Annotated in this window: 12 protein-coding genes and 1 tRNA gene; 8 read left to right on the forward strand and 5 right to left on the reverse strand. The window is 46.4% G+C overall.

Features of this window, described 5'->3' with window-relative positions; all coding sequences use genetic code 11:
* Nucleotides 1-21 precede the first annotated feature (21 nt).
* The 3 genes from QUB13_RS15495 (at nucleotide 22) to QUB13_RS15505 (ending at nucleotide 846) form a co-directional block, all read left to right on the forward strand.
* Complete coding sequence (locus QUB13_RS15495; protein ID WP_333382224.1) at nucleotides 22-210, forward strand: hypothetical protein; 189 nt, start codon at nucleotides 22-24, stop codon at nucleotides 208-210.
* A 6-nt stretch (nucleotides 211-216) separates the two neighbouring features.
* Nucleotides 217-747, forward strand: coding sequence for a hypothetical protein (locus tag QUB13_RS15500; RefSeq protein WP_333382226.1), 531 nt, complete (start codon nucleotides 217-219; stop codon nucleotides 745-747).
* A gap of 27 nt (nucleotides 748-774) precedes the next feature.
* Nucleotides 775-846: transfer RNA gene (locus tag QUB13_RS15505), tRNA-Gln, on the forward strand.
* A gap of 160 nt (nucleotides 847-1,006) precedes the next feature.
* Here the strand turns inward: QUB13_RS15505 and QUB13_RS15510 are convergent.
* The gene (locus QUB13_RS15510; protein WP_333382228.1) at nucleotides 1,007-2,464 is read right to left on the reverse strand and encodes a serine hydrolase; all 1,458 of its coding nucleotides are present in this window, start codon (nucleotides 2,462-2,464) and stop codon (nucleotides 1,007-1,009) included.
* A 397-nt stretch (nucleotides 2,465-2,861) separates the two neighbouring features.
* On the opposite strand from QUB13_RS15510, the gene QUB13_RS15515 reads away from it, so the two are divergent.
* On the forward strand, nucleotides 2,862-3,971 hold the full coding sequence (locus tag QUB13_RS15515) for an N-acetylmuramoyl-L-alanine amidase-like domain-containing protein (RefSeq protein ID WP_333382230.1): 1,110 nt from the start codon (nucleotides 2,862-2,864) through the stop codon (nucleotides 3,969-3,971).
* A 625-nt stretch (nucleotides 3,972-4,596) separates the two neighbouring features.
* Nucleotides 4,597-5,340: a TylF/MycF/NovP-related O-methyltransferase gene (locus QUB13_RS15520; RefSeq protein ID WP_333090131.1), complete on the forward strand. Its 744-nt coding sequence runs from the start codon at nucleotides 4,597-4,599 to the stop codon at nucleotides 5,338-5,340.
* A 240-nt stretch (nucleotides 5,341-5,580) separates the two neighbouring features.
* On the opposite strand, the gene QUB13_RS15525 is transcribed toward QUB13_RS15520, so the two are convergent.
* On the reverse strand, nucleotides 5,581-6,933 hold the full coding sequence (locus tag QUB13_RS15525) for a D-alanyl-D-alanine carboxypeptidase (protein ID WP_333382232.1): 1,353 nt from the start codon (nucleotides 6,931-6,933) through the stop codon (nucleotides 5,581-5,583).
* A 182-nt stretch (nucleotides 6,934-7,115) separates the two neighbouring features.
* Nucleotides 7,116-7,451, reverse strand: a complete 336-nt coding sequence (locus tag QUB13_RS15530; protein WP_194012344.1) for a hypothetical protein — start codon at nucleotides 7,449-7,451, stop codon at nucleotides 7,116-7,118.
* 26 nt (nucleotides 7,452-7,477) lie between these two features.
* Between QUB13_RS15530 and QUB13_RS15535 the strand changes: the two genes are divergently transcribed.
* The 3 genes from QUB13_RS15535 (at nucleotide 7,478) to QUB13_RS15545 (ending at nucleotide 9,163) form a co-directional block, all read left to right on the forward strand.
* Nucleotides 7,478-7,801, forward strand: coding sequence for a hypothetical protein (locus QUB13_RS15535; RefSeq protein WP_194066358.1), 324 nt, complete (start codon nucleotides 7,478-7,480; stop codon nucleotides 7,799-7,801).
* 373 nt (nucleotides 7,802-8,174) lie between these two features.
* Nucleotides 8,175-8,690: an HNH endonuclease gene (locus QUB13_RS15540; RefSeq protein WP_333382235.1), complete on the forward strand. Its 516-nt coding sequence runs from the start codon at nucleotides 8,175-8,177 to the stop codon at nucleotides 8,688-8,690.
* 74 nt (nucleotides 8,691-8,764) lie between these two features.
* On the forward strand, nucleotides 8,765-9,163 hold the full coding sequence (locus tag QUB13_RS15545) for an alr0857 family protein (protein ID WP_194066361.1): 399 nt from the start codon (nucleotides 8,765-8,767) through the stop codon (nucleotides 9,161-9,163).
* A 216-nt stretch (nucleotides 9,164-9,379) separates the two neighbouring features.
* Here the strand turns inward: QUB13_RS15545 and QUB13_RS15550 are convergent, their stop codons facing one another.
* Both QUB13_RS15550 and QUB13_RS15555 read right to left on the reverse strand, forming a co-directional pair.
* Nucleotides 9,380-11,470 carry a ShlB/FhaC/HecB family hemolysin secretion/activation protein gene (locus QUB13_RS15550; RefSeq protein WP_333382237.1) on the reverse strand — a complete coding sequence of 697 codons (2,091 nt, stop codon included), beginning with the start codon at nucleotides 11,468-11,470 and terminating at the stop codon, nucleotides 9,380-9,382.
* 204 nt (nucleotides 11,471-11,674) lie between these two features.
* A complete protein-coding gene (locus QUB13_RS15555; protein WP_333382239.1) occupies nucleotides 11,675-12,535 on the reverse strand; it encodes a DUF928 domain-containing protein in 861 nt (286 codons plus the stop codon).
* Nucleotides 12,536-12,634: the final 99 nt, after the last annotated feature.

The raw sequence follows: 12,634 nt of genomic DNA on the forward strand, positions 1-12,634 counted from the left end.
CAGTCAAGGGGTTGCTCTGAGTTGGGCGCAAGCAGGCTGCACGCGACTTGTGCCCACAGTCTCCCGACACAAAATATAGAGCTTGTTTTGCTGGGGCCGGTATTGAAGCCGGTGGACATTCACGAAGGGGTTGACAGCAGGCTGCTGATTTTGCAGGGCGGCTTGAAGTCCAACGGGCTGATACCGGGAATTGAGGTAATTAAAGACTAGGGCGACTTGCCGAAGGTAGAGTGCTATCCCGGAGCTCTCAACCAAGTATTTATGACTATTTTGGGGAATGCGATCGACTCTTGGGAAAATCGGCCCGCGCCCAAGACGATCGCCATCTCGACGGCGCTGGTGGCCAGAGAGTGGGAGGATGCTGAGTTTGGAAAGTCGATCCTCTTCGTTGGCGCAGCCCCCGTAGGGGCGGGCTCCGCTAACGGCAAATTTGTGGTGATTCGGATTCGCGACAGCGGGCCGAGATTGACCCAAAAAGCTAAATCCCGCTTGTTTGGCCCTTTCTTTATCACTAACCCCGATGGGGCAGGGTACGGGACTAGGCTTGTCTATCAGCTACCAGATTGTGGTGGAACAACAGGGTTGCAGTTTGAAGTGTATCTCGGAACCCTTACAGGGAGGCGATTTCTGGATTTAAATCCCGCTTTATCGCCCCGCGCCGGTCAAACAAAAAACTGGCGGGCGATCGGTTTCAAAAATATTTTTGAGATTTTACTGTCAAAATGCTTGACAGATTTAGGTGTTTGAATGCTAATATGATGAAGGTTAAGACGTTGGGGCGTCGCCAAGTGGTAAGGCAGCTGGTTTTGGTCCAGCCATTCAGAGGTTCGAATCCTTTCGCCCCAGTTAAATTGTTTGTACAATGGTTGATTCAGAACGACTAAAGTCCTCACTAGGAACCAATTAATTAGGTTTGTAGTGAGGACTTCAGTGTTTCTGAATCAAAAAACTAAAGTCCTCACTGCAAACCAATTTTATTGTGGTTGTTCGATCGCCCCACATCAGATCACTGCGAACTTTTGATCTCGCGAGCGTTGAGCCGATCGAAGACGTATCGCGAAATGGCCGGAAATGCTGTTTCGTCTCTGGAATAAGCCGGATCGTCAGCAAAAACAGCTAAGATATAAATCGCGCGATCGTCCAAAGTCCTGACAAATGCCACTTCGCTGCGGGATTTGGAAGTATAGCCAACCTTGGAACCAAAATAAATCTTACTTGGTAAAGACTCGCCCAAAAATCCTTTAATCGAGTTGCTAGGGTCATTTTTCCAGGCCTTGGGGTCTAAATCTCTCGTCAGCAAGTAAGCCATTTTGCGGCTGGCGATGCTGGAAACAGCTTGCCTAGTATAGATTTCATATATTAATCTGGCGGCTTGATCGCTAGTTACTTGATTGCGAATTGGCTGGGAAGCATCGCCCCGCAATTGCAAATCGCGACCGAGAGGGCCTTCTTGCTTCAAATAGTATATGGGATAATTTTTGGTGCTTATACGAATATCATTGTAGCCGGCTGACTGGAAAAATGAATTAATTTGCGTGCGTTTTTGCAGCCATGTTTGCAACTCTTCTCCTGCGAGCCTGACTCCTGATTTTGTATCAGTGATTTTGTCTAAAATTCGGCTGGCGGCATCGTTGTTGGAGATGCCAATCATTTGTTCTAGGTCGTTTTTGAAGGCTGATTCTTTTTGCGTAATTATGCCTTTTTCTATGGCTGAGTAAAACGCTGCCATCCAAAATAATTTGGCAACGCTAGCGGGAAATCTGAGACTTTGATTTTGATATCCGGCAATGCTGTGGGTTTGGGGATTGCTAACATCAATTAAGCTAATTGATAGTTGATCTGCGGGCAGTCCTTTGCTGGTCGCAATCTTCACAGCTTCATCAACAATCCCTTGCAATTCTTGAGAGTAAGTTAAATTAGGAGGTGTTTTGATGTTGTAGCTGAAGGTAGGCTCGCTTTGACGATCGACTAAACTTTCCGGTGTTTGAATTATCGGCGGCGAGAGGGGTTCTTGAGTCAAAATGACTGGCGGTTCTGGGGGACGGCGAATTCTGAAGGGTATTGTGACAATCCAAAAAAGCGCGATCGCCCCAGCAACTAAGCACAGGATGTTACCGTATTTTAATCGAGAAAATTTCGTCCTGACTCGGCGACGAGATTGGACGGGAGGCTGGCTGCTGTGTCTGCGCCTGACTGGACGCTGGCTGCTTTGGGGTGGGGATTGGGTTAAACTTCTGGCATCCATCTTCTCTCGATAAAGAGACCGCAGATATAAGGCAGAGGAACGCAGATAAACGTAGATAATTTTAAGAATTGATACCGACTTTTCCCAGAAATCTATGGGGCGCCCGGATGCAACTGGACGGCTGCTACTTTGTCGGGATGGGACAGGACGGCTGCTGCTTTGTCGGGGCTGGATGGGGCGTTGGGGCCCGATGGGGGGGCGTCGGCGGTCTACTTGCATTACAGTGTTGTGGTATCAAACTCGCAGGATAAGTTTATAATAGGTCGGCGTATAATACCATTTTAGATTTTAGATTAGAAATTTGAGAATTGCGAATCACTGATTATATAAGGGTTTGGATCGCGGGCTTACAGTCGGATTCTTTTGGGAAACTAATTTAAATGACCAAGCCCAAAAACAGGTACAAACCCCGAAGCGGCCGGGTAGTTGACCCTCCGAGATTCATTTCTGAAATCTGAAATCTGAAATCTAAAATCTAAAATCTAAAATGGACTGATACACTTATCAGCCGAGTCCGCCACTGCCAATTCGAGCTTTCTTCTAGGCTGATGCAGACTTCTAATAATTGTAAAGATTTCAGGATAGCACTCGGTTAAAGCAAAATCCTTTGAAAAACATGAGAAATTTTTGGAGTCCGGCTATTTGGGGATTTGCGATCGCCATTGTGAATAATTCTTTGATACCGGATGTGTGGGCATTTCAGCCTCCACCTGCTGTCGCTGTTGTCGATCGACAAACAGAAGCACAGGGCGCGGATGTAGTGGCTGAGTTGACCAGAGAAAGCGAAAATCGGGAAACAATAAACAAGCAAACTGTGTCCAGTTTTCCGAGTCTGTTTTGGGAAATCAACAATTTACCTAAAATTTCCTATTCGCAATTGCTCGAAGTGCTCGTCAGAGGAGCCGACTCAGACAATACCGCGAGAGAAAATGCTGCACAACCCGAAGATATAGCACGTTTTGAAAAGATTGTACAGTATGCAAAACAACAAAATTTGCCCGATCGCGCGATCGGAGAAATCCTACAGGCGATCGCCGACAATTTCCTAGGAAAACCCTACGCCGAGAATTTGCTTGACAATTCCGGCGAAGAAAAGTTGATCGTAACTTTAAATAAATTTGATTGCGTTTTATTTGTCGAAACCGTTTTAGCGATTTCGCGAGGCTTATCCGTCAAAGATTACGACTATCAAAACTTTGTAAATCGCCTAGAACAACAGCGGTATGTAAACGGTAAAATGAACGGTTATTGCAGCCGCCTGCACTATTTTTCCGAGTGGATTAACGACAATCAAAAACGGAAAACAGTAGAAAACATCACCGCTGAATTAGGCGGAGTGCCCATGAATAAAACACTAAATTTCATGAGCCAGCACCGCAGCAGTTACCCGCAAATGGTGAAAGACGAAGCAACTTATCAGTGCATAGTCAACCAAGAAGCAGACTTAGCCAAAACGATTGTTAATTACATCCCGACAAATCGGATCAAAAGTATTTATTCTCAGTTAAAACCGGGGGATATTGTGGCGGTAGCCACGGATCTTAAAGGATTGGATGTCACCCATACGGGTTTTGTGTACAGGAATGCAGACGGGAATCTGGGTTTAATTCACGCTTCGCCGGCTGGGGCTGTGACAGTTGCTTACGACTTGCAAAGATATATTAGCAGAGTCGAAAGCGCGATCGGCATTGTAGTCGTTAGGGCGATCGATCCCAGATCAAGATGATATCTGAGGTTATCAACAGAAAAAACTAAAGCCCTTACTAAAAACCTGTTATAACTTTTGGTATTTTTGCATGATTTTATGGTTCAGACAAACCACCAAAACCCACTCCACAATACACCCCAAAATATAGCCGATAAAATTCTCGCAAGCAAAGCTGTTAAGCTGTCGCGCAAATAAACATTGCATATTCAGGGTGATGCTCAGAGCAACGGCCCACTCATTGTTTTTTTTACATAAAATTTAATTGCCGCAACAGCTTAATTGCCTCTTTCTTCTGAAAAGGAGATAATTTCATGCTTTGCAGCGATCGGCATTTCATCGTAATTTCATAACTGCGTGTAATTCTAGAGAAGTAAACCAATTTGGAGTATCTCAGGTAGCAACATTTTCTTTCGCTACTCTATCTCTAGTCTCAATGAAGTGAGCGTTCTTCAACTTCTTGGCAAAGATAGGATTTTCATTTCTTCTATTTAAAGTCCTTGCTATTAGCAGGTTCCAAAATGTTTCTTCCACCGCTCTTCAGAACTATGTAATTTGGTTCCACTGCTATGCTGCTGACGCAAGAATTATAAGTGAAGTCATCCATTCTCTAAACCACTATTCACAACTTCATCTAGTAAACGACATGGACAATACTTTCATTGCAACTTATTTTGATTGGGATCACCGGACTCCACGCAAACGCCATCGCTTGGCTAATCGGGTATTGAATAAATTGCGATTGAACGGTCAAGTTATTCCAAAAACGCCTGGTATGGCAAGTATAGAAGCTCGAATGAATATTTTTCATTTGGCGAGCCAAATAGCAGCATACAAAGTAGAGGGTGATGTTGTCGAAGTGGGTTGTAATGCCGGCGAAAGCTCCATTGTGATCCAAAAAATTCTGAATGAGTATGCGCCGGAGAAACAATTTCATGTGTTTGACAGCTTTGAAGGGCTTCCAAAACTACAAGAAGACGATATAAAAGATGGAATATACGCTCAAGGTTCGATGACAGCTAAACTCGACAAATTCAAAAAGAATTTTTCCGATGTTGGACTGGATCTACCACATATTCATAAAGGATGGTTCGAGGATACTGTTCCTTCATGTCTTCCCGATCGGATCAGCTTTGCAATTGTGGACGGCGATATATATAGCTCTACTCAATATGTACTACCCTATGTGTACGAGCGTCTAACGCCAGGAGCTATTTGCTTATTTGGCATTTATTATGATGAAAAGGTGTTTTCACGTCCACATACTGCTGAGCCATTCAAATCGCCTGGTGTAAAACGTGCTTGTGATGAGTTTTTTGCAGACAAGCCTGAAAAAGTGTCTGTACTCTATGCTTGTGAGTATTCCAACGGCTATTTTCGCAAGTTGTAGAGACAGAGCAGTTTTATGGGGATAATAATCGGGTGTTTCTATCGTTAGAGTGTTTCATCACCTTCGTAAATAGGGAACTCCTCGGAATTGGGCGATGGGTAATAAATCTTGTTTATTGCCGATCGCCAACACCTAATAATGACGCAAATCCGTCCATTGCATCCCTAAGCGGGCTAGGTGCTTGTGGCGAACCTGACGCTACTTAAAAATCAAGGACGAAACTCCTGACTACAAACCAAATTAATTGACAATTTCGTTGCGAGATACCTTACTATTTCTAGCAGGATTTGGCGTTAATTCCGCCGGTGAGGCTTGAACAGTTCCCCAATCGTTCAAAAAGCTTTTCAGCAAAACCTCTTGCTGAGTGCGGAATTCCTCGACATTTGCCCCTCGATTCATAATAACAAACCATACTGTTTCCTGTTTTTGAGTTGGCAGCGCTCCGCCCAAAGCGCTAACATTGTCCAACGTGCCAGATTTGACTACTGCTAATTTTGGCAACGGTCGTTCAGAGAGGATTCCTTCATCTTTTCCAACTACAGTTAAGACATCGGCAACTGTCATGCTGTAAGGTTTAAGATAGCCTTCTAAAGCTATAAACAATGCACAAGCAGCGCGGGGAGAAATACGGTTATCTTCGCTCAATCCCGAACCGTTGACGAGTTGAATTTCGGCGGGAGGAACTCCAGTTGCTGCTGCTGCTTTTTGTGCAACTATTTTCGCGCCGCCGACACTATCGGCGAGCATATCTGCCATGAGATTGTTGCTGTACTGATTCATTTTTTTGATCAGTTCGGTGAGGGGCAAAGAATAATGTTTGACTAAAGGCACGCTGGTGGGAGGTGCTGGCACAACTTTGACAGTACCATCAATTACTATTTGAGGTTTTGGGGTATTTGGAGCTAGTGTTTGATACTGGGCGGCGGCTTCGCTGGGCCAGTTTTGACTGTTGAATGCTTGTTTGAGCAATTCTCCTGATTTGAGGGGATTTAATTCAAAGTTCATGTAAAATTTATCGACAATTATCAAATTACCAGTGATGCGCTTGATGCCTTTTTGATTTAAGGTGTTACCGAGGGCGATCGCCTCTTCCCAAACAAACAAAGGATCTTCGCTACCCTGAATAATTAAATCGCCTTTTAATACGCCGTCTTTGATTGTCCCGTCGGTACTAATTAAAGTAATAAATTGATGTTCCGGCCCAAATTCTTGCAGGGCTACCAGAGATGTTGCTACTTTGGTAATGGATGCCGCTGACAGAGGAACTGTACCTTGATGGTTGGCTAGCAAAGTATTGCCAGATTGCATCCAGATTCCTTGGTCTTCTTTGGCAGAACCTTGGGCTGTCAATCCGTTGAGATATTGCTGGATTTTGGTATTTGTGGCAGTTTCGGGATTGTTGACAGAGACTGTTAACGGCTGACTCGGTTTAACCGGCGGCGGGGAAGATTCGGCTATAGGAGAGGGAGTTGCAAGTTGGGCTGATTCCGTAGCGGCGCATCCGGCGATAATTGTGAGAATGGCGATCGAACTTACAGCAGTCAAGTAGCGGTTTTTCAGCATTACCTTAAATTTTTCCATCAAATTGACCATTCATCCTGCGGCACACCCGATGGAAAGTTTAGCATTAGCTGCACCTCTTCCTTCTCCGATCTTCCTTCGCGCACTTCCCGTCTTCTTGCTTTCGTTAAATAGATATCTCGAAACGCTTCAGGATTTGATATTCAGCGCCTGGGGCCTTCACCCCAGGCCGGGCAAATTCTCGGTAAACTGGTTTATCCAGCCATACTCCCCATACTTAGCGGCACCATTTCCCCGTGCATCGTCAGGCCTAATAACATCGGCTCATTAACTCGGATCGCTTCTCCTGTAAGCGCGCAGCGTTCCTCCTGCTGTGCTGTGGCATTAATACTGGCTCGAATATCCTCTCTGCAAAACATCTGGCGATACTCTCCAGACTTCTGCTGGACGTAATTCCAGAGCAAATCTCGAATCAAAGCTTGATAGCCTTGATTCCCGGCGAGCTCTTTGAGTCTCTCCTTGAGTTCTCTTTCTAGTCGAATGCTGGTGACTTCCATTTCGGTGGTTGACGTTCTAGGTAAGGTATGCATTATTTTTCTCCGTGACAGGTAGACATATGTGTAATATCAGTGTAGTATGTTTAAAGCTAGATTTAAAGGTCTCCGATCGCTTTGTGCTTACTGTGATATTTCTCTCCACCAATTCCACCTATCAACCGCAGCGCGGCGATCGCCCTTGGGGTTGCAGCGACTCGTCACTGCGCGTCTTGATGGCGAGTTTTGTCACCGTCACAGCAATCTCGCGGGCGCGTATAAGCCCAATTAAACCCGGTTATAGTGGATTAAGACAAAATGCAGAAATTAATTACAACCAGGTAGACCGGGACGGTCTGGGAGTGGCACAGCCAGAGAAAGATACGCGAAGCGGGAGGTACAGCTAAAAAAACTGTACCGATACAGGATGAAAATTTGCATGAAAGCAGTTTTTTTGGCCCCCGCTTCTGTCGTACAGAAGCGGGGGCATTTGATTGGATATTTGAGAAATTGGGAAAGGCTTGGGAAACTGGCAAAAAACCAGATTCAGCCAATGCTGGTGCAACACCCAAAATCCTAAATCTAAAACTTGTTTTGAGCGAAGTCGAAAAATTTTAAATTCTTCAATCTCACAATGCTGGTGAAACATCCACAAATCCCAAATCTAAAATCTAATCATGCTGGTGAAACACCCAAAATCCCAAATCTAAAACTTGTTTTGAGCGAAGTCGAAAAATTTTAAATTCTTCAATCTAAAATCCTAATGAAGAGGAGGCAGCCGTGACCGTACTAACTGATGTATTGAGGCAATCTGTGGTGGTGTTTTCCCAGAATTACCTACCGATGAGCCGTGTCAACATCAAACGGGCGATCGTACTTTTGGTAACAGGCAAGGCCCAAGCTCTAGATTATAGCACCGGCAATGGCTGGCTGGTGCGATCGCCCAGTACCAGCATCCACGTACCCGAACACATCCGCTTGACTTTTGCCAACAGCGAACGCCTTTGGAAAGTGCCACCGGTCAATCGCCGGGAAGTTCTGCGCCGCGACGCTCATTCTTGTCAATACTGCGGCAGCAACCGACAGTTGACGCTGGATCACGTCATGCCTCGATCGAAGGGCGGGCTGCATACTTGGGACAACGTGGTGACTGCTTGCGAAGGGTGCAACTCTCGTAAGGGCGATCGAACTCCCATAGAAGCTCAAATGCCTTTGCGAACTAAGCCGAAGTCTCCTATGCACCCCACTGTGGCTTTTTCCGAAATGTTTTGGCACGAATACCAAATTGGGGAATAGGAAATTAGTCAGTCTACTAACAACTGACAACTGACAACTGACTACTGACAAATTTCAATTTTAAGGCTGTCAATATGCTGAAGTTGACTTACACTGAAACGGGCTTTAACCTAGAGCGTTTGGCTCAATCTCCCGAACAGTTAGTGGCGCTGCGAGTTGTGCTGGCTATGCGAGTTGGTCAAAGCATCAGCGTCGAACCGAGCACTGCGGCATTTTTGCTGCCGGCGAATTTGCCGGCGCTGTCTCTGCTGGAATCTGAGGCCCGCCGAAATGACAGCGAGGCGATCGATCTTTGTGTTGCTGATGCTGATTTTGTGGAGGTGACTCTGCGTGGTACGTGGATTTATGACGCATCTGAGGGGGCCCAGGGCGTGTTTGCGACTGTGTTGGGCGATCGGGCGGAGCGATTGCTGCTCAAACTCTGGCTCGAAACTCAGGCTGCTGCGGAGGTTGTCGGGGAAGTTGGCGATTAATATCGGATAGAAGAAGGAAGAAGGAAGAGGGAAGAAGGAAGAAGGAAGAAGGAAGAAGGAAGAAGGAAGAAGGAAGAAGGAAGAAGGAAGAGGGAAGAAGAAAATATTGTGTTCATCTCCCCCTCTCCCCCTCTCCCATTCTCCCACTCTCCCCCTCTCCCATTCTCCCCCTCTCCCCCTCTCCCACTCTCCCCCTCTCCCCCTCTCCCATTCTCCTTATGGCGTATAAATTAGGTTGAAGTAAATGCCGTTATCTTGCAAATTGTCGCCTTTATCGCTAATTCTCACCAAAGGAAAAGCGTAATCTACGCGCAGGTTCACCTGCGGTATCGGTTGCCAAATTACCCCCAAACCCACACCACCTAAAAATCTCTGATTCGTTAATTTATTAGGATTGTTGGGATTATTCCACACCGTACCCGCATCCAAAAAAGGCGCTAATTGAAGTTTGGGATTTCCCGAAGCATCGCGCTGCAAAGCAATCCGATCCTCGACAGACACTCGGAAGCCGTTATCGCCAGAACGGGCATTTTGGCGGTAGCCGCGCAAAGATTGTCCGCCACCAATTACAAATTGCTGGGAAGGTAACAAACTATTAGCAGACAACTGTAAATCTGATTGCAAAATTAATAAATGTTTGTCGTTCAATCGCTGTACTCGCTGCACTTGACCAAGCCAACTCAAAAATTGTCCGTCAGGGACAGAACCTTCGTTTTGAGTAGCATCAAACAAGCTAGTGCCGATCGTAAATTGCGATCGCAAGGCCCAAGCACCCTGCGCGTCGCGCCGAATGTAGTCCTGTCCCAGCTTAATTGCAGTGGTAGTGCTGACACCCTTGGAGTCCGGGCCGATGCCAAAAGGAAACGGTTCGCCAGCGAGAAAAGTTCTGCTTGTCTGATAAGTAACACCCGCAGACAGGGCAAATTCTTCGATCGGCGTTCTCAGCAGCGGCTGGCGGTAACTTAATTCAAATAAATGCGATTTTCCTGAAATATCAAAAGCGTCAAAAGGTGCTTGTACAATACTGTTGCGGTTCGGTGCCGCCCTCAGTTGCAAAGTGCCGTTCATGGCATTTAGCGGGATGCGGTAGCTGAAATCGAACAAGTCTGAATCGCCTAGCGATCGGTAATAAGCCGCCGCCAGTTCGTCGCCATTTCCTGTGATATTGCGGTGCCGCACACTCACCCCCAATCTTTCGGAACCGACGCTGGGAGGCGAGTAATTGTCAAAGCTGAAACTAGATTGAAACGGATTAGCTTCGGTAACTCTGACGATCAGAATACTCTCGGCTGCATTATCTCCAGCCCGCAGGCTGGCTTCTACATTGTCGAATAAAGGATCGACTCGCAGCAGCCGGAGTTGGTTTTCTAATGAAGATGTGCTTAAAGGTATTCCGGCACCGAGTCGAATTCGGCTGCGGATGTAACTTTTATGCACTCTTTTATTTCCTTCTACCTCAATTCGGGCTAGCTTGCCTTCGATCACTTGAATTTTGACTACCCCTGCGGTGATAGTTTGGGCCGGCAAGACTGCTCTGGAAGTGATGTACCCGCGACTGAGGTAAATTTCGGTAATTTTGTCGGCGATTTGTTGGATCTGTTCTAGGGTGGCAGAACGGCCCTCAAACGGCTTGATTAAGGCATTAATTTCGTCTTCACTTAATATGGTGCTGTCAATTACTTCAATTTTCTGCACCTGAATTATCGTATTCGGCAGCGGCTGCGGAACTGGTGACGGGGGTTGGGGCGCAACTGTTGGTGGTGTTTGGGGAGGTTGTGGGGAAGGCTGCGGGACTGGTTGCAGAAATCGATCGCGATTTGGATCTGGTTGAGTCGGGGGCGGTGGCAGGTTTGGAGGTGTCTGGGGTTGGTTTTGGGCTAAAACATTGCAATCTAGGGGGTTATGACATTTTGGCTGGCTGTCTGCGAACTTTTTGGCTTCGGGCGACAGGCGCGTATCACAATCTGTTTGATTAATTGTAGAACAGCGATCGGGCTGATTCTCGATCGGGCTGCTTTCGGGAAAATCGGGGAGTTGATTTAAGTTGGTTGCAGTTTCATCTTGTTGGATTTCCAGTTTTTGAAGTGCTAATGCTTCGTTGTCCGTATTTGCTGAGTTGTCAGCGGCCGAAAACTGAGAAATATCATTTATTTGGGATATAGCTTTATTGGCATAAAAGCAAGCGATAGGAAGCGCTGTTAGAAGTGAAATCCCCAACCGAAATATTGCAATATTTGCTCTCGGGCGCATAATTAATGTGTTTTGTAAAATAAGTTTGTCTTCTGCTTGACTCTGCAAGTTTACCATTTAGTATTGGGCGCAATTTTACTATAAAAATTTGAACAGTCCGGCTTTCAAGAGGCAAGCGAACCAGAAATGCTCATGAGCACAAAAATTTGAATTTATTCAGGACGATCGACAAACAAACCCCCAACACCCCCAAAATCATCTGTGGCGCTGGCAGATACCGCCCTCGAAACCGAGTTTTTGGTACGCCGCGCACAAATAGAATTATTTTTTGGTTATGGGTGTTAACTCACTGGCGACTAATGGTGCTTGGGCGATTTTGCCGAGTTGGACCGAACTCAACACTTCTGACCACTTGGTGGCTAAACTGCTATCGCTGGGAGACTCTAGGCGCAGTTGAGCTAGAGTTGCCAGGTACTCGTACCAAAGACCTTGTTGGGCGAAGATGCTGAGCTTGGCGCGACTGTCGGGCGATCGATCCAACTGTGTTTTTACTGTTGGGGCGAGTGCGGTGCGGTTGATCCACCCGGACACGAGAACATCATCTGTATAGCTTTGCGGGCTACATTTGATAGTAAAGTACCATTGATAGTTTTTGCCCACTTCCAAGGCTGGCGCGTTGCCGTCGGAGCCTAGGCTGACGCTAACGATACCACCACGGCTAGTTACCATCCGAAAACTTTTTTTGTATACTGTTTTGTCACTTTCGTCTGCTAACTCAAACTGAACTGTTTTGTCAACGGCTGCGGGAATGTAGTAGAAAAATGTCGGCTTTGCTGATATGGTTTGCCCCATAGTTGATTGGGGAATCAAGGCTGTGATCGGAGTGGGGCAGACTAAGCCCCTGGTTCCTCCCCCTTCCCGCCTTCCGGGTACTCCCTGTTCCGGCGGTTGAAAGTTATTCCAAGCGGCTCCGGGTTGCTTGCTGTTGGTTCTGTTTCCCGTCTGTCCGGGGGGTTGAGCTGTTTGCAAGTTGAGGGGTAGCTGCGGTGTTGAGGGGCGGTGGACGCTTTTTGCGGGGCTGTTGATAGCCTCGGCTGGTATAAAGAAACTACCGGTGCCAACTGCCTGTAAAGACAGAATTAAGGAAAGGGCGCTGTTATTGAGAGCAGACTTCCAAGCCATGATGAACCTGCCTTCTGATGAACCTAAGAACTCGATGCACATTTTTATTCTACCCAAGGTTTTGGCGGATATAGTAATCTGTTGTACTTAATTTATATG

Origin of the sequence: Microcoleus sp. B4-D4 (genome assembly GCF_036705185.1) — a bacterium.
Taxonomy (GTDB): domain Bacteria; phylum Cyanobacteriota; class Cyanobacteriia; order Cyanobacteriales; family Microcoleaceae; genus Microcoleus.